At 32.4% G+C, this 19,349-nt stretch carries 23 protein-coding genes; 22 read left to right on the forward strand and 1 reads right to left on the reverse strand.

What is annotated here, in order from left to right; translation table 11 throughout:
• Window positions 1-16 precede the first annotated feature (16 nt).
• Window positions 17-1,993, forward strand: a complete 1,977-nt coding sequence (feoB, locus tag AC0LWJ_RS00175) for a ferrous iron transport protein B (protein WP_474237253.1) — start codon at window positions 17-19, stop codon at window positions 1,991-1,993.
• 33 nt (window positions 1,994-2,026) lie between these two features.
• Here the strand turns inward: feoB and nikR are convergent, their stop codons facing one another.
• Window positions 2,027-2,416 carry a nickel-responsive transcriptional regulator NikR gene (gene nikR / locus AC0LWJ_RS00180; protein ID WP_503031445.1) on the reverse strand — a complete coding sequence of 130 codons (390 nt, stop codon included), beginning with the start codon at window positions 2,414-2,416 and terminating at the stop codon, window positions 2,027-2,029.
• A gap of 252 nt (window positions 2,417-2,668) precedes the next feature.
• Here nikR and AC0LWJ_RS00185 point away from each other — a divergent pair, with 252 nt between their 5' ends.
• The 21 genes from AC0LWJ_RS00185 (at window position 2,669) to mgfK (ending at window position 19,343) form a co-directional block, all read left to right on the forward strand.
• A complete protein-coding gene (locus tag AC0LWJ_RS00185; RefSeq protein WP_474237251.1) occupies window positions 2,669-2,965 on the forward strand; it encodes a DUF5320 domain-containing protein in 297 nt (98 codons plus the stop codon).
• A gap of 207 nt (window positions 2,966-3,172) precedes the next feature.
• Window positions 3,173-3,538 (forward strand): NifB/NifX family molybdenum-iron cluster-binding protein, encoded by a 366-nt coding sequence (locus AC0LWJ_RS00190; RefSeq protein WP_474237250.1) that lies wholly within the window; start codon window positions 3,173-3,175, stop codon window positions 3,536-3,538.
• Between the two features lie 2 nt (window positions 3,539-3,540).
• Window positions 3,541-4,392 (forward strand): ATP-binding protein, encoded by an 852-nt coding sequence (locus tag AC0LWJ_RS00195; protein ID WP_474237249.1) that lies wholly within the window; start codon window positions 3,541-3,543, stop codon window positions 4,390-4,392.
• Window positions 4,389-5,261, forward strand: coding sequence for an ATP-binding protein (locus AC0LWJ_RS00200; protein ID WP_474237248.1), 873 nt, complete (start codon window positions 4,389-4,391; stop codon window positions 5,259-5,261). Before AC0LWJ_RS00195 ends, AC0LWJ_RS00200 begins: the two co-directional genes overlap by 4 nt.
• A complete protein-coding gene (locus tag AC0LWJ_RS00205) occupies window positions 5,258-5,614 on the forward strand; it encodes a NifB/NifX family molybdenum-iron cluster-binding protein (RefSeq protein WP_474237246.1) in 357 nt (118 codons plus the stop codon). Before AC0LWJ_RS00200 ends, AC0LWJ_RS00205 begins: the two co-directional genes overlap by 4 nt.
• 69 nt (window positions 5,615-5,683) lie before the next feature.
• A complete protein-coding gene (locus AC0LWJ_RS00210; RefSeq protein ID WP_474237245.1) occupies window positions 5,684-6,319 on the forward strand; it encodes an MBL fold metallo-hydrolase in 636 nt (211 codons plus the stop codon).
• Between the two features lie 94 nt (window positions 6,320-6,413).
• On the forward strand, window positions 6,414-7,997 hold the full coding sequence (gene istA / locus AC0LWJ_RS00215) for an IS21 family transposase (protein WP_474237244.1): 1,584 nt from the start codon (window positions 6,414-6,416) through the stop codon (window positions 7,995-7,997).
• Entirely contained in the window at window positions 7,998-8,768 is a 771-nt protein-coding gene (istB, locus tag AC0LWJ_RS00220; protein WP_474237243.1) for an IS21-like element helper ATPase IstB, read from the forward strand.
• Between the two features lie 99 nt (window positions 8,769-8,867).
• Window positions 8,868-9,041 (forward strand): MBL fold metallo-hydrolase, encoded by a 174-nt coding sequence (locus tag AC0LWJ_RS00225; protein ID WP_474237242.1) that lies wholly within the window; start codon window positions 8,868-8,870, stop codon window positions 9,039-9,041.
• Between the two features lie 44 nt (window positions 9,042-9,085).
• Entirely contained in the window at window positions 9,086-9,331 is a 246-nt protein-coding gene (locus AC0LWJ_RS00230; RefSeq protein WP_474237241.1) for a DUF362 domain-containing protein, read from the forward strand.
• Between the two features lie 465 nt (window positions 9,332-9,796).
• Window positions 9,797-10,078, forward strand: coding sequence for a DUF2325 domain-containing protein (locus AC0LWJ_RS00235; protein ID WP_474237239.1), 282 nt, complete (start codon window positions 9,797-9,799; stop codon window positions 10,076-10,078).
• A gap of 112 nt (window positions 10,079-10,190) precedes the next feature.
• Window positions 10,191-10,634, forward strand: coding sequence for a Fur family transcriptional regulator (locus AC0LWJ_RS00240; protein WP_474237238.1), 444 nt, complete (start codon window positions 10,191-10,193; stop codon window positions 10,632-10,634).
• 210 nt (window positions 10,635-10,844) lie between these two features.
• Window positions 10,845-12,914 carry a ribonucleoside triphosphate reductase gene (locus tag AC0LWJ_RS00245; protein WP_474237237.1) on the forward strand — a complete coding sequence of 690 codons (2,070 nt, stop codon included), beginning with the start codon at window positions 10,845-10,847 and terminating at the stop codon, window positions 12,912-12,914.
• The gene (locus tag AC0LWJ_RS00250; RefSeq protein WP_474237236.1) at window positions 12,911-13,597 is read left to right on the forward strand and encodes an anaerobic ribonucleoside-triphosphate reductase activating protein; all 687 of its coding nucleotides are present in this window, start codon (window positions 12,911-12,913) and stop codon (window positions 13,595-13,597) included. Before AC0LWJ_RS00245 ends, AC0LWJ_RS00250 begins: the two co-directional genes overlap by 4 nt.
• Before the next feature lie 135 nt (window positions 13,598-13,732).
• A complete protein-coding gene (locus tag AC0LWJ_RS00255) occupies window positions 13,733-14,359 on the forward strand; it encodes a hypothetical protein (protein ID WP_474237235.1) in 627 nt (208 codons plus the stop codon).
• Window positions 14,360-14,629: 270 nt separating this feature from the next.
• The gene (locus AC0LWJ_RS00260; protein WP_474237234.1) at window positions 14,630-15,193 is read left to right on the forward strand and encodes a sigma-70 family RNA polymerase sigma factor; all 564 of its coding nucleotides are present in this window, start codon (window positions 14,630-14,632) and stop codon (window positions 15,191-15,193) included.
• A 334-nt stretch (window positions 15,194-15,527) separates the two neighbouring features.
• Window positions 15,528-15,698 carry a YrzR-like zinc ribbon domain gene (locus tag AC0LWJ_RS00265; protein ID WP_474237233.1) on the forward strand — a complete coding sequence of 57 codons (171 nt, stop codon included), beginning with the start codon at window positions 15,528-15,530 and terminating at the stop codon, window positions 15,696-15,698.
• Window positions 15,699-15,838: 140 nt separating this feature from the next.
• Window positions 15,839-16,744 (forward strand): UDP-N-acetylmuramate dehydrogenase, encoded by a 906-nt coding sequence (murB, locus tag AC0LWJ_RS00270; protein WP_474237232.1) that lies wholly within the window; start codon window positions 15,839-15,841, stop codon window positions 16,742-16,744.
• A gap of 13 nt (window positions 16,745-16,757) precedes the next feature.
• Entirely contained in the window at window positions 16,758-17,498 is a 741-nt protein-coding gene (locus AC0LWJ_RS00275) for a PHP domain-containing protein (RefSeq protein WP_474237230.1), read from the forward strand.
• Window positions 17,495-18,349 carry an RNase adapter RapZ gene (rapZ, locus tag AC0LWJ_RS00280; RefSeq protein WP_284679660.1) on the forward strand — a complete coding sequence of 285 codons (855 nt, stop codon included), beginning with the start codon at window positions 17,495-17,497 and terminating at the stop codon, window positions 18,347-18,349. The genes AC0LWJ_RS00275 and rapZ overlap by 4 nt, the downstream gene beginning before the upstream one ends.
• Window positions 18,350-18,353: 4 nt before the next feature.
• Window positions 18,354-19,343 carry a gluconeogenesis morphogenetic factor MgfK gene (mgfK, locus tag AC0LWJ_RS00285; RefSeq protein WP_474237229.1) on the forward strand — a complete coding sequence of 330 codons (990 nt, stop codon included), beginning with the start codon at window positions 18,354-18,356 and terminating at the stop codon, window positions 19,341-19,343.
• Window positions 19,344-19,349 lie beyond the last annotated feature (6 nt).

Genomic DNA, 19,349 nt, shown 5'->3' on the forward strand with positions numbered 1-19,349 from the left:
GGAAAGGAGGAATAATGTGAAGGAGGAAATCGTAATTGCACTGGCAGGTAATGCAAACGTGGGTAAAAGTGTTATTTTTAATCAATTAACCGGTTTAAGTCAAATAATAGGAAATTGGCCCGGAAAGACGGTTGAGAGAGCAGAAGGGATTTTAAAATATAAAAACAGGAGAATAAAGATTATTGATTTGCCGGGTATTTATTCCCTTTCTGCTTATTCGCAAGAGGAAATTGTTTCAAGAGAATTTATTGCATTTGAAAAACCAGATGTTGTGGTAAATGTAGTAGATGCATCAAATCTTGAAAGGAATCTGCTTCTTACGATACAGCTTTTGGAACTGCATGTCCCGATGGTTTTGGCTTTAAATCAGATAGATTATGCCCATAAAAAAGGAATAGACATAGATGCAGAAAAACTTAGCAATTTGCTGGGTATACCTGTGGTAAAAACCATTGCGACAAAGGGTAAAGGGCTTGAAGCATTGTCGGATGCCATTATAGAAATGGCAGATCGTGTTAGAGATAAGGATGTAAAATCCTATGATATTAATCAGGAAAGAGTGCTTGATTACAGAAGCGAAATAAAAGAAACGGTAATGAATATATACAAGATACTGCTGAAAAATAATATTGATATTATAGAAGCATTTCATCCTATGTGGATTGCGTTGAAGCTTATAGAGGAAGATAAAGATATCATTGAAAAGTTAAAGAATAAAAAAGGCGGTGAGGAAGCGTATAAAGCTATTATAGAGGAAATCGAGATATTAAAGTCTAAACTTAATGACTCACTTTCGACCGTAGTGACTTCTGACAGGTATAAGATAGCTTCATATATAACAGATGAGTGTACTACGGTAAAAGAAAATAAATTCACATTAAATGACATGTTGGATAATATTGCCCTTGATAAATTTTGGGGATATATTGCGATGACAGGTGTTATTTTTTTGGCGTTTTATGGCATATTTAACTTTGGAGGATATTTTTCAGAAATTCTTTCGAACTTTTTCGATGGTTTTAAACCATTTATATACAATTTAAGTATTCCCATAATGTATAAAGATATACTCTGGAATGGATTGATAGAAGGATTTATTTCTGCTGTTACAATAGTATTGCCATATATTCTTCCATTTTATATATTTCTTGCCATACTTGAAAACACAGGATATCTTGCAAGAATTGCATTTCTTACGGATAAGATAATGCATAAGGTAGGACTTCATGGAAAAGCATTGATACCGATACTTATGGGGGTTGGATGTAATGTTCCGGCTGTTTTGGGGACAAAAATCCTTGAAACAGATAGGGAGATATTTATTGCTTCTTTTATGGCAACACTGGTGCCATGTTCGGCAAGAATTGTCATTATTCTCGGGACAATCGGGATTTTTATGGGACCTCAGTATGCGCTTGCGGTTTTTGCCTTTGATGTCTTGGTAATTTACATTGCCGCATTTTTTGCAAATAAAATAGCGCCCGGTAAACCCTATGACCTTATAATGGAACTTCCCGGTTATAGAATGCCTGCATTAAAACCTACTTTAAAGCAGATATGGTTCAGGATAAAGGATTTTTTTTATGTTGCGCTTCCCATAATAATTATCGGAAGTTTTGCATTAGAGATATTAAAGTATTTGAATTTATTTAAATATATAACATACCTGACAGATCCAATTATAGTAAAGTGGCTTGGGCTTCCTTCAATTGTGGGTATCGTACTGATATTTGGAGTACTAAGAAAGGAATTGACGCTTATCATGCTTCTTACACTGTCCGGTACAACAGCGATAACACAGATTTTAAATCCGCGTCAGATGGTTATTTTTGGTGTCGTAACAATGCTTTACATTCCATGTATTGCAACAATTGCCGCCTTAAAAAAGACAATTGGATGGAGAAAAACAATATGGATAGTTTTTATAAACATTTTTGGTGCAATATTGATAGGTGGAATGATAAATCAGTTATGGGGGTTTCTTTTAAAATAAGTTATTTGAAAGAGATTCTCCATCCTTATTTTTTTATAAATCTTTACCTGTTGTTGTCATGATTAATTTTCCGTGCTTTACTCCCTTTGTACTTATAATCTCGTCGGCAATCGCTGATATTAATTTTGGAGTTCCTTTTACAACCATTACTTCAAGGCAGTTATGTTTATCAAGATGTACATGCATGCTTGAGATTATATTTGTATGATGCCCATGCTGCATATCAGTGAGTTTGTCGCTTAATTCTCTTACTTCGTGGTTATATACATAAGTGATTGTTCCGACAGTTTCAATGTCATCTCCTTCTTCCCATTGATTTTCTACAATATAATCCCTCATAAGGTCTCTTATTGCTTCTGATCTGTTATTGTAATTTTTTTTATTTATTAATTCATCAAATTGTGAAAGAAGTTTTGTGTCCATTGAAACTCCAAAACGTGTTATATTCTCTTCCAGAGTAATTCCTCCTTTTCAATAAATTTTATACAAAAAGTAAAATATGAGATACCTTTTGTATTTTAACTTTTAGTATAACTTTTAAAGAAATGATAACACTAACTTATAAAATTGTCAATCAAAAAATATAAAAAATTATTGACATAAGTTTAAAACAGTGATATCATAATAATGTAGTTATGGTCATATGACCAAAATAAATACAAAGGAGTGATTATTATGCCAAGAGGAAATGGTACAGGTCCAATGGGCATGGGTCCAAGAACAGGAAGAGGTATGGGTTACTGCTCAGGATATAACGTTCCGGGCTATGTGATTAGACCAGGTTTTGGTATGCGCAGGGGATATAGAAATATGTATTATGCAACAGGTGTTCCGGGCTGGGGCAGAGCAGCTTATGCTGCAAATGATGAAGATGCTTTAAATGCGGAGGCTCAATACCTGAAGGAACAGCTTGACCTTATCAATAAAAGGCTTGATGAGATAGAGAAAAAAAACAATAATAATGAAAAGTAATATTTGTTTTTTAAGTTTGTATACTTAGTTAAGATAGGATTGCTGGCAGATAACCTTCTGTCAGCAGATTTTATTTTATAAAATAAAGTATATAATAAGAAATATTATTTTATCATATTTATTTATAAAATTATTGACATATGGTAAAAATAATAATATAGTTATATTGTAAATACATATTAAATATAGGATGGAGGTTTGAATATTATGAAAATTGCAGTTTCTTCAGAAGGCAGTTCAATTGATTCCAAAATGGATACAAGGTTTGGACGTGCAGAATACTTTATAATTGTTGATAACAAAACAATGGAGTATGAAGCAATAAAGAATAGTGCTGCCGCAAAAAGCGGCGGAGCAGGGACAGAAGCAGCGCAGCAGCTGGTTAACAAAGGTGTTGAGGCTGTTATATCAAGCAATGTCGGTCCAAATGCCATGGATGTATTAGTTGCTGCAAATATACCAGTGTACAAGGCATCAAATGTTAGTATTAAAGAAGCTGTCGAGCACTTTAATAAAGGTCTTTTGGAAAAAATATCAGAGCCTACAAATAAAGGGCTTCATGGCAGGAATTAATAATGAGGAATGTGAAAATTTCCGTACTGAGTGGGAAAGGCGGTACAGGTAAGACAACCGTTGCGGTAAATCTTGCCAAGGTAATTGACAATAGTGTATATGCAGATTGCGATGTGGAAGAACCGAACGGCTACCTGTTTTTAATTCCCGATATTAGAGAGGAAATACCGGTTAAGATAAAAATACCTGAGATAGATTACAGCAAATGCACCTTATGTGGCGATTGTGCAAAAGCATGCAGATTTGGGGCTTTGGCACATATCGGTAAAAGAATCCTTGTGTTTGATCACCTTTGCCATTCCTGCGGAGCCTGCTTTGAAATGTGTCCGCATAATGCTATAATTGAAAAGGACAAAATAATTGGCGGTATAAGGATAGGCAAATCAGGCAGTGTTGATTTTATCGAAGGCAAACTAAATATAGGTGAAGCAATAGGGGTACCCATACTTAAAGAGATAAAAAAAATAATAAATTCATATAATGATAAAATTGTTATAGTTGACAGTTCACCGGGGACCTCCTGCTCAGTAATAAATTCTATTGATAACAGCGACATGTGTATTCTTGTAACTGAACCAACACCTTACGGGTTTCATGACCTTAAGCTTGCGGTAGAACTTGTCAGATCCATGAATTTGCCAATGGCAGTTGTTATAAATAAATCGGGTGGCGAAGACGAAATTATTGAGAAATATTGTAAGGAACAGGATATAGATGTTTTAATGAAAATTCCCTTCAAAAAGGAGATTGCTAAGGCTTATTCAAAAGGCAAATTATTAGTGGATTTTGACAAAGAAATCAAAGATAATTTCAAACAGTTATCTGGACAAGTAATGGAGCTGATTAAAAGATGAAACAGATAGTAATATTAAGCGGTAAGGGCGGTACAGGCAAAACCACTGTTGCAACAACATTAAGTACAGTTGTTAAAAATAAAATTATGGCCGATTGTGATGTTGAAGCACCGAATCTTGATATTGTTTTGCAAGGGGAAATTATTAAAAAAGAAGATTTTTATGGCAAGGAATCCGCTGTAATTGACAGCAATGAATGTGTACAATGTGGGTTATGTGAAGAACTCTGCCGGTTTGATGCTATATCAGATTTCAAGGTTAATCCTTTATACTGCGAAGGCTGCGGACTTTGTATGTATAAATGTCCTGTTGGGGCTATAAAGATGGAGGATGAAAAAACAGGTGAAGTTATAGTATCAAAAATTAAAAACGGAGAAAAGATTGTTTATGCACTGCTGTATCCCGGGGCAGATGGGTCAGGTAAGTTAGTAACAGAGGTAAGGAAAAAAGCCATGGAATTAAAGGGTGAAAGCAGTTATATGATAATAGATGGAATGCCGGGTGTAGGATGTCCGGTACTTGCATCTGCAACCGGTACTGATGCTGCTTTGATAGTAACTGAGCCGACCATGTCGGGGTTTGAAGACATGAAAAGGGTATTATCGGTGGTTGAGAAGTTTAAAATTCCTTCTTTCGTATGTATAAACAAATGGGATTTAAATGAAGAGGTAACAGAAAAAATACAAAATTATTGTCGGGAAAATAATATTACAGTTGTTGGGAAAATAGACTTTGATGAAGCTGTAGTGGAATCTCTTAAAAGGTTAAAAAATTTATCAGAATATAAGGAAAGTACGGCATATAATCAGATTATTGATATATGGAATAAAATAGAAAATTATTTTAAAAAAGGAGATGTTTGTGTATGAAAATAGCAATTGCAGCAGAAGGGAATAGTGTATCAATGCATTTTGGGCACTGTGAAGGTTTTATGATATATGATATTGAGAATAAGCAGATAAAAAGCTCGAATTTTGTTCCCAATCCAGGTCACAGACCCGGATATTTGCCTGAGTTTTTAAGAGATAAGGGTATATCCTGTGTCATTGCAGGTGGTATGGGAGGCAGTGCAATTGAATTGTTTAATAATTTTGGTATAGATGTTATAACAGGTGCAGAAGGTAATACAGATGAGGTAATAAAAAGATATATAGATGGAACACTTGTTTCAACCGGAAGCGCATGTGAAAAACATGAACATGAAGGACATTGTGAAGATTAATAAATATTATACTGCTCATTTCTAAAAGAAATGAGCAGTATAAAGATTTAAGCGAAAAGGAGCGGAGAAATGGAAATTCAGGTTTTGATTGAAAATCTCGTTTATAAAAAAGGTTTTGTTGCTGAACATGGTCTTTCATTGCTTGTTAAAAAAGATAATGCAGAGGTTTTAATAGATACCGGTCAAAGTGATAATTTCATGAAAAATTCCGGGTTAATGGGGATCGATTTAAAGAAGATTAAAAAGGTCGTGTTGACACATGGACATTATGACCATGTTGGAGGGCTTAAAAAGCTTATTGATGAGAATAGGAATGTACATATTTATGCTAATAACGAAATTCTTAGCAAAAAATATATCGAAAGAAAAAGCGGCAATATAGAGGAAATTGGCTTTGATATTTCTCTATATGAAAAAAATAAAGAAAATTTCATATTAATTTCTGAAGACAAGGAGATAGAAAAGGATTTCTACGTGGTTACCGATACAAACATTGAATATAATAACGATTTTACCACAAAGCATTTTCTTATTGAAAAAAACAATAAAAAATTAATGGATAAATTTGAAGATGAGGTATTTGTCGTTGTCAAAGAAGGAAATGCAATAAATATAATTACAGGGTGTTCTCATGCAGGTATTTTAAATATTTTGCATACCGCAAAAAAAAGATTTGAAGGTTTCAAAGTGTCTATGTTACACTAAAAGTACCCCAGTATTCCAGTTGAAAAATCCCCCACATTAAGATAAAATTTCTCTCATGAAATAAGATCATGAGGGAGCGGTGGAGTTGATATCATTGTTAGACAAACAAGAAATAATTTTATCATATATTAGAGATGGTAAATCTCAAAGACAGATATCTAGAGAAACTGGTATCGATAGAAAAGTTATCAGAAAATATATTAAAAAATATGAAGAAAAGAGAAGGGACTTGATAAATGAAGGGAAAATAGATGGAAATGCCGATATTCAAGAGATTATTGATGACATAATTGAAAAGCCTAAGTACAACATTAAAAACAGGCATAAAAGAAAATTAACTGAGGAAGTGATAAATCGAATAAAGTTTTATCTTAGAGAAAATGAACAAAAAAGATATTTGGGACAAGCCAAACAACAAAAAAAGAAAATCGATATATATAATTCATTAAAAGAAGAAGGTTATGACATTGGTTACACGTCGGTCTGCCAAGCAATAAATAAGATATTAAATGAGCAAAAAGAAGCATATATAAAGGCGGAATATCAACTTGGAGATGTGTGTGAATTCGACTGGGGCGAAGTCAAATTATTTATTAAAAGCGAGTTAAAAACATTTCAGATGGCGGTATTTACAAGTGCCAAAGGTAATTACAGATTTGCAAAACTTTTTCCCAAACAAGATACTTCATGCTTTCAAGAAGCACATGCATCATTCTTTGAAGATATAAAAGGCGTTTATAATACTGTAGTATATGACAACGCCAAAGTTATGGTTAAAAAATTTGTAGGAAGGAGTGAAAAAGAACCAACAGAAGGACTTTTAAAACTATCAATATATTATTGCTTTAAATTTAGATTTTGCAATACATATCGAGGCAATGAAAAGGGACACGTTGAAAGAAGCGTAGAATTTATAAGAAGAAAGGCATTTTCTAATAAAGACTACTTTGACTCATTGGAAGAAGCTAATAACTATCTTTATGAAGTATGTAAAAAACTGAATAATACAAAAAATCCTTTAAAAGACAACAAAACACCTGTAGAGATACTTGAAGAAGAAAGGTCGTATTTATTGCCGCAATTACCACCATTTGATGCAGCAAGATGTGAAGACCTGCGTGCAGATAAATATTCAACAATAGTTGTAGACTCATGTCATTATTCTGTACCAGATGCATATGTCGGTAAAATCATATTTACAAAAATATATTCGCATAAAATACTTTGCTATTATGACAATGCAAAAATTGCCGAACATGAGCGAATATACGGATTCAACGAATGGTCAATAAAAATAGAGCACTACTTGAATACACTAAAGAAAAAACCTGGGGCACTGCCATCAAGCACAGCGCTTAAACAGGCAGACCCAAGGTTACAAAATATCTACAGTACCTATTATACCACCAGAGAGAAAGAATTCATAAATCTCTTGCAATATGTAGGTATAGTAGGTATGCAAAAAAAACTTGATGCTATTGAGAAATTAAGAAAAATAGATCCAATTGAAATTACAACAGATAAAATAAAAATAATATGTGAAAGAAAGGTTGATGAATATATAGAAAAGACAAAAACAAATAATGAAATAGAAGATAAATCAAAAGAAATGCTGAAAGAATTCGGCAATTTAATACCTAAAGAGGCCGAAAATTTCAAAGAGGAGGCCGTCATTTAAATGAATAAAAAAGAAATATCAAAAGAAATAGAACAATTTGCAACAAGCTTAAAACTACCAGGGATAAAGAAATATTTTGGAGAAGATGCAAAAGATGCTGCATCAAGAGATATAAGCTATGAAGAATACTTATACGGATTGCTCCAGAAAGAATATGATCTAAGACAGGAACATGCGAAAGAAAATCGTATAAGACTAGCTAATTTTCCATACAAAAAATATCTAGAAGACCTAAAAGTAGAGTATCTACCAGATGATGCGAATAGAAAATTAAAGGTATTAAGTTCACTTGAATTTATTAAGAATGGACAAAATGTAATACTTGCTGGAAATCCAGGCACAGGCAAAACGCATATAGCAATAGGATTAGGCATAAAAGCTTGCTTAGCAGGATTAAGAGTACTATTTACAACAATTCCAACTTTAATAAATCAATTAAAAGAAAGTAGGTCAGAGAGAACATTACACACTTTTGAAAACAAATTTGCGAAATACGACATTGTAATAGCAGACGAACTCAGGTTTATCTCGTTTGATAAAGAAGGGTCTGAGCTTTTATTTACAAACTTATCATTAAGAGCAGGAAGAAAATCAACGATAATAACAACAAACTTATCATTTGAAAGGTGGGCTGAAATATTCCAAGACCCAGTTATGACAGCAGCGATGGTAGATAGACTAACACATAAAGCCTATTTAGTAAATATGAATGGAAATTCATATAGACTTAAAGAAACGGAGGAATGGATAAAAAGTCAGAATATTGCTTGATTTTTTATCCACTAAGTGGAGGAAAATTCGATTGAAATTTGGAGTATTTTTCACTTGACAAATGCATTCAAGATAAAATCACTTATTGGGGGCTTTCATTTGAAGGGAATGGCTTCTTCAGAGGTTGAAGATATTGCCCGGAATTTAAAAGAATATAATATGGAAAAAATATACACAGGTCATTGTACTGGTGTTGAGGAATACGCAATATTAAAAAATATTCTAAGAAACAGGATATCATATTTAACAACAAGTTCATCAATCATCATATAATAGCTTTAATTTTTCACATATACTATAATTTTTTGGAGGTAAATATGTCTGAATTTATAGAAAGCAATGGACAATCTGCAGATATAGATACAACAAATTATGTAAAACTTAGCAAACCCATAATTAATGCTGAAATTTGTGTCGGATGTGGAAAATGTTTGAGAATGTGCTCCTTTGAAGCAATAAAAATAGAAAACGGCATTGCTTATATAGATGCTGATGAATGTCAAAACTGCAAGGCATGTATTCCGGTATGCCATTTACATGCCATCTCATATAAATCCACATAGAGACAGAAGGGGACAAAATGTCACGTCCCCAAATGTCTCACAAATGTCTGCGCACCAAAATGCATACAAATCTCTGATTTAAAGTGGTATATCAAGACATTATCACAAATCAATCAGTAATAATACATATATTAATTTAATGCTATTGACAATTTTACTTTGGTGGTTTATATTTATTTTTAAATAAATATAAATTTTTTTATGAAAAAAATAAAAAAATTTTAATTTTTGCTTGCTTTTATTTTTATTTAGTGTTATAATTATAAAAAAGATGACACTTAATAAAAATAAAAGCTGTTTTTTTAATAAGTAAAAAAATAAGGGATGCAGCTAATGTTGTTTTAATAATAATTATAAGCAAATTGCTGAAGATAAATTAATATAAGAAGCTGAGATAAACTGATGTTTTATGAAGGTATGAAAATGATTAATGAGGAGAAAATTTACTTAAAGGAGGTGTAAGATATGTCTGCCATGATTATAGGTGGTGACAAATTGGGAAATATATACAGAAATTTAGAGAAAAACGGTTACAAGATTGTTAAACATATTACAGGAAGAAAAAAACGTGAAATTGAAGGCGGAATACCCTGTGATGTGGATACGGTTTTTGTCTTTATTGATTATGTAAAACATGAGATTGTTAATATAATCAAGAAAGAGGGCAAAAAGCGTAATTTAAAGATGGTTTTTGTCAAAAGGTCATGGTCCCACATTGCAGAAGAAGTTGAGAATATTAATGTATAAAAGATACTTATTATGGAAAAAGGGATTGTCCTTTTAAAAATAATTATTGACATATGATTAAAATACTTTATACTAATAATATACATATGTCAAAAAATTTGGTGATTTTTCGATGAAAAATGATATTAAAAATACCATAATAAAGGTATTAAAAGCGGACGGTATAAAGATAACAAAAGAGCGCGAGCTTTTACTTGATGTGTTTTTGGATAATCCCAATTTACATTTTGATTTCACAGCATTGCTTAATGCTGTTAGAAAAATCAATTCCCGATATGGGATAGCGACTTTATACAGGAATTTGAAACTTTTAATACAAAAGGATATTTTATCAGAAAATACAATAAAAGATACTAAATATTATGAATTAAAGATGTTTAGCAAGAAAAAAATCCATATTCATTTAATTTGTAATAAATGCGGCAGCATTGATGAATATTTTGATGCACGCCTAATAGAGGAGATTGTCGAAATTAGGAAAAAGTATAATTTTGATATTTATTATGGAGAATTAAATTTTTATGGAATATGCAGTAAATGCAGTACAAAAACATAAGGTTTTGATGCATTTACTGCATATTTTATTTGTTTTTGATTAAACAATTTATGACATTGACATTAAGATTATCTTGGTTTATACTATATATTGATGATGATTTATTAAAACATACAATATTTAGTTATTTTAATATTTCACTCTTTAAGATAGATATTTAATTAAAAAAAGAAAAAAATCGGCTTTTGATTAAAGAGGAGGAAAAAAATTATGAAAGTTATTAAAAGAGATGGAAGGGAAGTTGATTTTGATAGCTTAAAGATTGCAAATGCTGTATTTAAGGCATTTAAAGCAGTAGGTTCTTCAACGTTTGATGAAGCATTAAATATTTCACAAGAGGTAACAGATTATTTATGGGAAAATTTTAAGGACAAAACACCTACTGTTGAAGAGATTCAAGATATTGTCGAACAAAAACTTATTGAACATGGAATGAGCCAAGCTGCAAAAGCATATATTTTGTACCGTAAACAGCGCTCCGATGTGAGAAATATAAAAAATATGTTTATGGATATTGAAAAAATGGTAGATGAATATATTGGCAAGCTGGACTGGAGAGTAAATGAAAACAGCAATATGAGTTATTCACTGCAGGGGTTGAATAATCATATATCAAGTACTATAACTGCTCAATACTGGTTGAACAAGATATATCCTGAAGAGGTTAGGAATGCTCATATTAACGGGGATTTTCATATACATGACTTAGGTCTTTTATCGGTATATTGTTGCGGATGGGATTTGCGGGATTTACTGGTTTCCGGATTCACAGGAGTAGAAGGGAAGGTAGCAAGTTTGCCGCCAAAACATTTTAGAACGGCGCTGGGTCAGATTGTTAATTTTTTTTATACACTTCAGGGAGAAGCGGCAGGCGCTCAAGCATTTTCTAATTTTGATACATATTTGGCACCTTTTATATATTATGACAACCTTAAATATCATGAGGTTAAACAAGCCCTTCAGGAATTTATATTCAATATAAATGTTCCGACAAGGGTAGGCTTTCAAACGCCCTTCAGTAATATCACATTAGACTTGGTGGCACCAACATCACTAAAAGATGAAGCGGTAATTATCGGCGGAAAATTGATGGATAAAACATACAAGGACTTTCAAAAAGAAATGGAGATGCTGAATCTTGCGTTTGCAGAGGTTATGATGGAAGGTGATGCTAATGGGAGAATTTTTACATTTCCAATACCAACATATAATCTTGTCAGAGAATTTGACTGGGATAGACCTGTCGTTGATAAAATAATGGAGATGACTGCAAAATATGGACTTCCATATTTCAGTAATTTCATCAACAGCGATATGAAGCCTGATGATGTCAGGTCAATGTGCTGTCGGCTCAGGCTCTCCAATGAAGAATTAAGAAAACGGGGAGGCGGTCTTTTTGGCGCAAATCCCCTTACCGGTTCAATAGGTGTTGTCACATTAAATATGCCAAGGATAGGCTATTTATCAAATACAAAAAAAGAATTTCTTGAACGAATAGAAAGACTTATGGATATTGCAAAAACAAGCCTTATTATTAAAGGAGAAGTTTTAGAAAAAATGACATCTTCGGGTCTTTATCCATATGCTAAGTATTATTTGAGAGATGTGAAAAAAAGATTCGGTCTTTACTGGCAGAATCATTTTAATACGATTGGTCTTGTTGGGATGAATGAGGCATTGTTAAACTTTATGGGTAAAGATATAACAAGCGATGAAGGAAAGAATTTTGCTCTTGAAACGCTTGATTTTATGAGAGACAAACTCAAGGAATATCAAATAGAAACAGATTTGTTGTTTAACCTTGAGGCATCTCCCGCAGAAGGTGCTTCCTTCCGGCTTGCAAAAAAAGACAGGATATTGTATCCGGATATAATAACTTGTGGAAAAGATACACCATATTATACGAATTCAACACAACTTCCAGTAGACTTTACAGAGGATATATTTACAGCTCTTGACCTGCAGGAAGAATTGCAGTGCAAGTATACAGGCGGTACTGTACTGCATGGATTTATCGGTGAAAAGATAGATGATATAAATACCTGCAAAGGACTTGTAAAGAAAATAGCATATAATTATAAAATACCTTACTATACGATAACGCCAACCTTTTCCATATGTACAGACCATGGATATATATCCGGGGAGCATTTTGAATGCCCATACTGCGGAAAAGATTGTGAGGTTTACAGCCGTGTTGTGGGATATTACAGACCTGTTAGAAATTGGAATGAAGGAAAGCGAAAAGAATTTCAAGACAGGAAGGAATTTATCGTATGATATATGATTTTATTCCTGTATCTTTTATTGATTATCCGGGTAAGATTGCAGCCACAGTTTTCGTAAGTGGCTGCAATTTTAGATGCCCTTATTGTCATAATAGTTCTCTTATATCAGTAAAGGAAGGGATTTGTGATAAAACGGACATTTTTAAATACTTAAAAAACAGAAAAGGACGTATTGACGGTATTTGTATAACAGGCGGTGAACCGACCTTATGGGAAGGATTAAAAAACTTTATAGAAAGAGTAAAGGCATTGGACCTTTGCGTAAAACTCGATACTAACGGTTCAAGAGCCGAAAAATTAAAGGAATTGATTAATGAAGATTTGATTGATTATATAGCCATGGATATAAAAGCACCGCTAAACAAATATGGATTTTTTTCAAATAATGAGTCGGATATAAGTAATGTAAAACAAAGTGTTGAGATTATAAAAAATTCCGGTAAAGGATATGAATTCAGGACAACAGTTAATGAAAAAATTCTCAGCATAGAAGATTTTATCTCAATTTCTAAGTGGCTGTCACCTGCAAAGAGATATGTATTACAGGGATACAAATATAATGATGATGTTCTTGATAAAAAGCTGTGCGGTACTAAGGCATGTGAAACAGAATTTTTGGAAAAAATTAAAAAAATATTTGAGAGCAATGTTCAAGAGGTTTTAATAAGGGTATAAGTTATACCCTTATTAACTTCGAGCAAGATTTTTAATAAAAATTTTACAGTTTATTAAAGGATAGGACATAATTTTGACATAAACTATGGATATAATAAGAATGTAACAAAAAATTAAAAGGAGGTAAAAAATCATATGAATCCGAAAAAAATTATTGCCACATCGGTCATAGGCGTAATGTTATTGACAGCCACAGCATTTGCTGCTACGACAGCTACACCAAATGCAAATGCCAATATGAAACATCAAGGTATTTTCCAAAAGGGTGATCCGATTAAAAGATTGGAAGACCTCAAGTCAAAAATAACTGAAAAATTCAACGCAGGCAAAATAAGTCAGGATGAGGAAAATAAAATGTTGACAAAGATTAATGATGCAGAACAAAAGATTAAGGATTTCAATAACATGACCCTTGATCAGAAAAAACAGACACTTATTAAAGATTTTACAGCAAAAATAAACCAAAGGGTACAAGACGGCAAATTGGCGCAAGATAAAGCAAATACAATGATTAAAAATTTCACAGACAAGGTTAATAAATGGGATGGCAAGGGTTATCCTAAAGAGCTTAGCGGTTTATTTGGGATGAAAATGCATAAAAATGCAGATGATAGATTTAAAAAAGCTCTTGACCAAGCCGTAAAAGATAATAAAATCACCGCTCAGCAGGAGCAAGATATACTAAATTATTTAAAAACCGATAAAAATAATTTCAACAAAGCCAATACGACAAGTAATTCTCAAACTTCAAACAGCCTATAATAGTTGGAACATATCAAAAAGAGAGATAGTCAGCAGCTGTCTCTCTTTGCATTTATGTTAAAATGGAAAATATATTGGTACTTTATAATAGTCAATATCTGAATTTTTATATTTTTAATGAAAATAATCATGAATTAGTATAATTCAGTATTATTTGTTGAAAGAATGAGATTAAGTCATGATTTAACATAAAGAATATCTCCGTATAAAATTAAAGCACAGTGCCGCACTGAAAAGGACCGGTCCTCACTATAACGTGAGGTGTAAGTTATGATTGGTTTTAATGAACTGTGCTTTAATGCAAAGAAGGGAGATAAAGAAAGTGTAGAAGAGATAATAAAAAGATTTAATCCATTATTGATATCACTTGCCAATAAATTTCCTTATGATGATTTTAACGATATGCTTCAAGACGGAAGGGTCAGAATAATGGAATGTATAAAAGAATTTGACCCGAAAAAAGGAAAGGATTTCTTAGGATATCTAAATGTCCAGCTAAGATTTTTTTATAGAAATAAAGCAAGGTGCAGGATAAATGCCTTGTCCTTAAATGAAAAATCAACTGATGATTGTGATACAGAAATAATAGATTTGATAAAAAATGAAGGACTTTCAATAGAAGAAACCATAATAAATAATATACTTAAAAGTGAATTAAAAATTGCATTTGGAAAATTAACAGAAAAGCAGAAAAAAATCATATTATTACACTATTTTGAAAGAATTTCAATGGCTGATATTGCAAAAGAAATGGGTTTGCATTATCAGAGCATTGTAAAACTCAAAAATAGGGCAATAAAAAAGTTGAGAGAGATTATTTACACAAAGCAGTGAATAGATTTATAAAATTATAACAAAAAAAATGAAAAATGAGGATATGATTAGAAATATCGAGTAAAAACATAAAAATTCAAGATAAACAAATAATATTGAATAATTCAGTTAAATTCGATATTATACCGGATTATATTATATATGGTATAATATAATCCAAAGAACTATAATCTGAATTAAGTTAATAAATAGTCAGAATGTTAGCATGAAATCAATTAAACATACTTATCTTTAATAAGGTATAAAGACTATAACGGTATTAAGCTCTGTATCAGTAGTTTCGAATGCCTTGAGGCTTAGATGTTTAAAGCCGCAAGGTAGAGAGGTGAGGTATATGGAATGCCCTAATTGTAAGAGCACAAACGTGGGCAAAATAGGTAATAACCTGTTTTTTTGCAGGGATTGCAACTGTGAAATTAAAATTAAAAAATGTACGGCAGTTGTAAGTGTTTATGATTCAGAAGGCTGTGTAAGTAAAAGATTTAAGATTTGTTATAATGTTTGAGAGAGGGAAATTGCCTCTCTATTATTTTTATGTCTTGTAAATAAAAAAAGTGTTATACTATTTTATAGAAGGAATTAAAATAAAATATAAAGGATAAAATATTATGATGGAATAATTTGCTTATATTTTGGAGGGATAATGTGGAAAATTTTTATGAGAAATTAAAAAATATTGTTTCAGATGGAGGCATTTTTAAAGATGAACCTATGTCAAAACATACATCTTTGAGGATAGGGGGACCGGCTGATATTTTAATAATACCACGGAGCAGGAAGGAGCTTATTGATGTTATAAATATAATCAGAAGTAATAATATGCCTTATTTAATTATCGGTAATGGAACAAATTTACTTGTTCTGGATAAGGGAATAAGAGGAGTTGTTATAAAATTAACCGCACTTAAAAATATTATGGTTGATGATATAATAATCATATCAGAAACCGGTGCATTACTTTCTGCCATTGCAAATGCCGCACTTTCACATGGTTTAGCAGGATTTGAATTTGCCAGCGGTATTCCGGGTACTATTGGAGGAGCAATAGCAATGAATGCCGGAGCATATGGGACAGAAATAAAAGATGTTATCACAAAGGTTGAGGTTATAGATTCAAATGGTGATATACATATACTTGAAAATGGTAAAATGGCTTTTTCTTATAGAAATAGTATTATTCAAAATGATAATTTAATAGCAGTCAGGGCATGGCTTAGATTACATAAAGAAGAGTATGATGTTATAAAAAAAAGGATGAATGAGTTAAATAACATGAGAAAAGAAAAACAGCCGCTTGAATATCCAAGCGCTGGAAGTATATTTAAAAGACCCCATGGAAATTATGCAGGCAAATTAATTCAGGATGCCGGATTAAGGGGTTATTCTATAGGTGATGCACAGGTGTCGGAGAAACACTGCGGATTTATTATAAATAAAGGAAATGCTACTGCTGAAGATGTATTAAATCTTATTAAGTATATACAAAATAAAGTAAAAGAAAAATTCGGGGTTCAGCTTGTACCAGAGGTTAAGATTGTTGGAGAGCAATAGGTGGAATAAGGATATGAAAATATTTGCAGATTATCATACACATACAATATATAGTCATGGTAAAGGAACTATAGAAGATAACGTAAAAGCAGCCTTAGAAAAAGGTATAGAAGAAATTGCTATTACTGACCATGGACCAAATCATATATTATTTGGAATCAAAAAAGAAAATTTCAGAAAAATACGTGACGAAATATATAGGATTAATGAGAAATATCCGCAGATAAAAGTTTTAATGGGGGTAGAGGCTAATCTTATAAGCCTTGAAGGAGATATAGATGTACCGGATGAATTAATGAAATATCTCGATATACTTTTACTTGGATATCATACGGGTGTTTTGCCAAAAGATTTTTACAGTGGCATAAATTTGTTTGGGAAAAATACACTTGGGTATTTTGTAAAAGCATTAAGACCTGTTATAAGGGAGCAAAATACAGATGCAATCATAAAAGCAATAAATAAATACAAAATAGATATAATTACACATCCGGGTGCTAAGGTGGATATTGATACAAAAAGATTAGCTGAAGCTGCTGTCGTAAAGGGTACAGCATTGGAGATAAACTCAGGGCATGGTTATATAACCTCTGAATATGCTAAAATAGCTAAAGAAGCAGGTGCAAGGTTTGTAATAGATAGTGATGCACATACACCGGCTCGGGTTGGGGATTTTAAGCGTGGCATTAATATTGCAGAAAAAGCTGGTTTATTGATAAAAGATATAATAAATGCGAAGGAGGAATTGAAATGAGATTTGTAATAATAACAGGTTTATCTGGTGCTGGGAAAAGCCAAGCTTTGAAAGCAATGGAGGATATCGGTTTTTTTTGCATAGATAATTTTCCTCCAGCACTTATACCTAAATTGGCGGATTTATTTTACGAATCAAAAAATATTGATAAGGTAGCTTTGGGTATGGATTTGAGGGGAGGTCAGCTTTTCAAGGATATTTTTTCTGCACTTGAATACCTAAAAAAGAATAAATATGATTATGAGATTATATTTTTGGAAGCCTCTAACGAAGTGTTGATAAAAAGATTTAAAGAAACAAGGAGAAAACACCCATTGTCTGACGGTGGGAGAATAATTACCGGCATAAATGATGAAAAGCAAAAACTTGAAGATATCAGGAGGATGGCAAACAGCATAATAGATACATCAAATCTCACAGCAGCACAGTTAAAACAAGAACTTTTTAATATATTTTTAGAGGGTAGGAAATTTAAAGGTATTATTGTTAATGTGATGTCTTTTGGCTATAAATATGGAATTCCTCTGGATGCCGACTTGGTATTTGATGTAAGATTTTTGCCTAATCCGTACTATATAAATGAATTAAAATCCCTGACAGGTAATGATGCAAAAGTTAGAGATTATGTTATGAAATGGGATGAAGCAAAAGAATTTCTGAATAAGCTTGACGACATGATCGAGTTTTTATTACCCTTCTATATAAGGGAAGGAAAATCTCAGTTGGTCATTGCAATAGGATGTACGGGTGGAAAGCACAGGTCTATAACTATTGTAAATGCTTTATATGAAATTTTAAAGGAGAGAGGGTATTCAGTCGTAGTAGACCATCGTGATATAGGAGAGGAGTAATATTATGGATGGGTATAAAATAGCTGTAATAGGTGGAGGTACTGGTCTTTCCACGATGTTGAGGGGACTAAAAAAACATACCAATAATTTGACAGCAATCGTAACGGTTGCAGATGATGGAGGCGGTTCAGGTATATTAAGGCAGGACCTTGGTATGCTGCCTCCCGGTGATATAAGAAATTGTATACTTGCACTTGCAAATACGGAACCTACAATGGAAAAGCTTTTGCAGTACAGGTTTACCGAAGGGATGTTAAAGGGTCAGAGTTTCGGGAATTTATTTTTAGCAGCGATGAATGGAATTTCAGATAATTTTGAAGAAGCTGTAAAAAAGATGAGTGATGTATTAGCTGTATCAGGCAAGGTGTTGCCTGTAACACTTAATAATGTAAGGCTCAAAGCGGTATTGGAGAATGGCACAGTTATAAATGGAGAATCTCAAATACCAAAGAGGCAATTAATAGAGAAAAGCCCAATTAAAAGAATTTATTTAGAGCCTCCCAATGTAAAACCTGTCAAAGATGTCCTTCTTGAACTTATAAGAGCAGATGCTGTAGTACTGGGACCCGGCAGTTTGTATACAAGCATTATTCCTAATTTATTGGTTGATGAAATATGCGATGCAATTGAAATTTCTAAAGCAGTAAAAATATATGTATGTAATATTATGACACAACCAGGCGAAACAACATCTCTTGATGCATATGACCATGTTAAAGCTCTTTTTTCTCACGGACTTAAATCCCTTGATTATATTATTGTTAACTGTGGTAAAATACCTTATGAATACAGAACACGTTACAGTGAGGATATGGCACAACCAGTCACATATGATAAAGATAAACTTAATTCACTTGGAATAAAAATAATCGAGAAGGATGTAGTTGCAATCAAACAGAATTTTATAAGGCATGATGAGGAAAAACTTGCAGAGGTGATTATGGATTTAATACAAAAGTGTATTGACAGGCAATCGGATAAGGGTATAAAATGAAGGCAA

The sequence above is a fragment of the Aceticella sp. 75b-Ac genome (assembly GCF_056032965.2).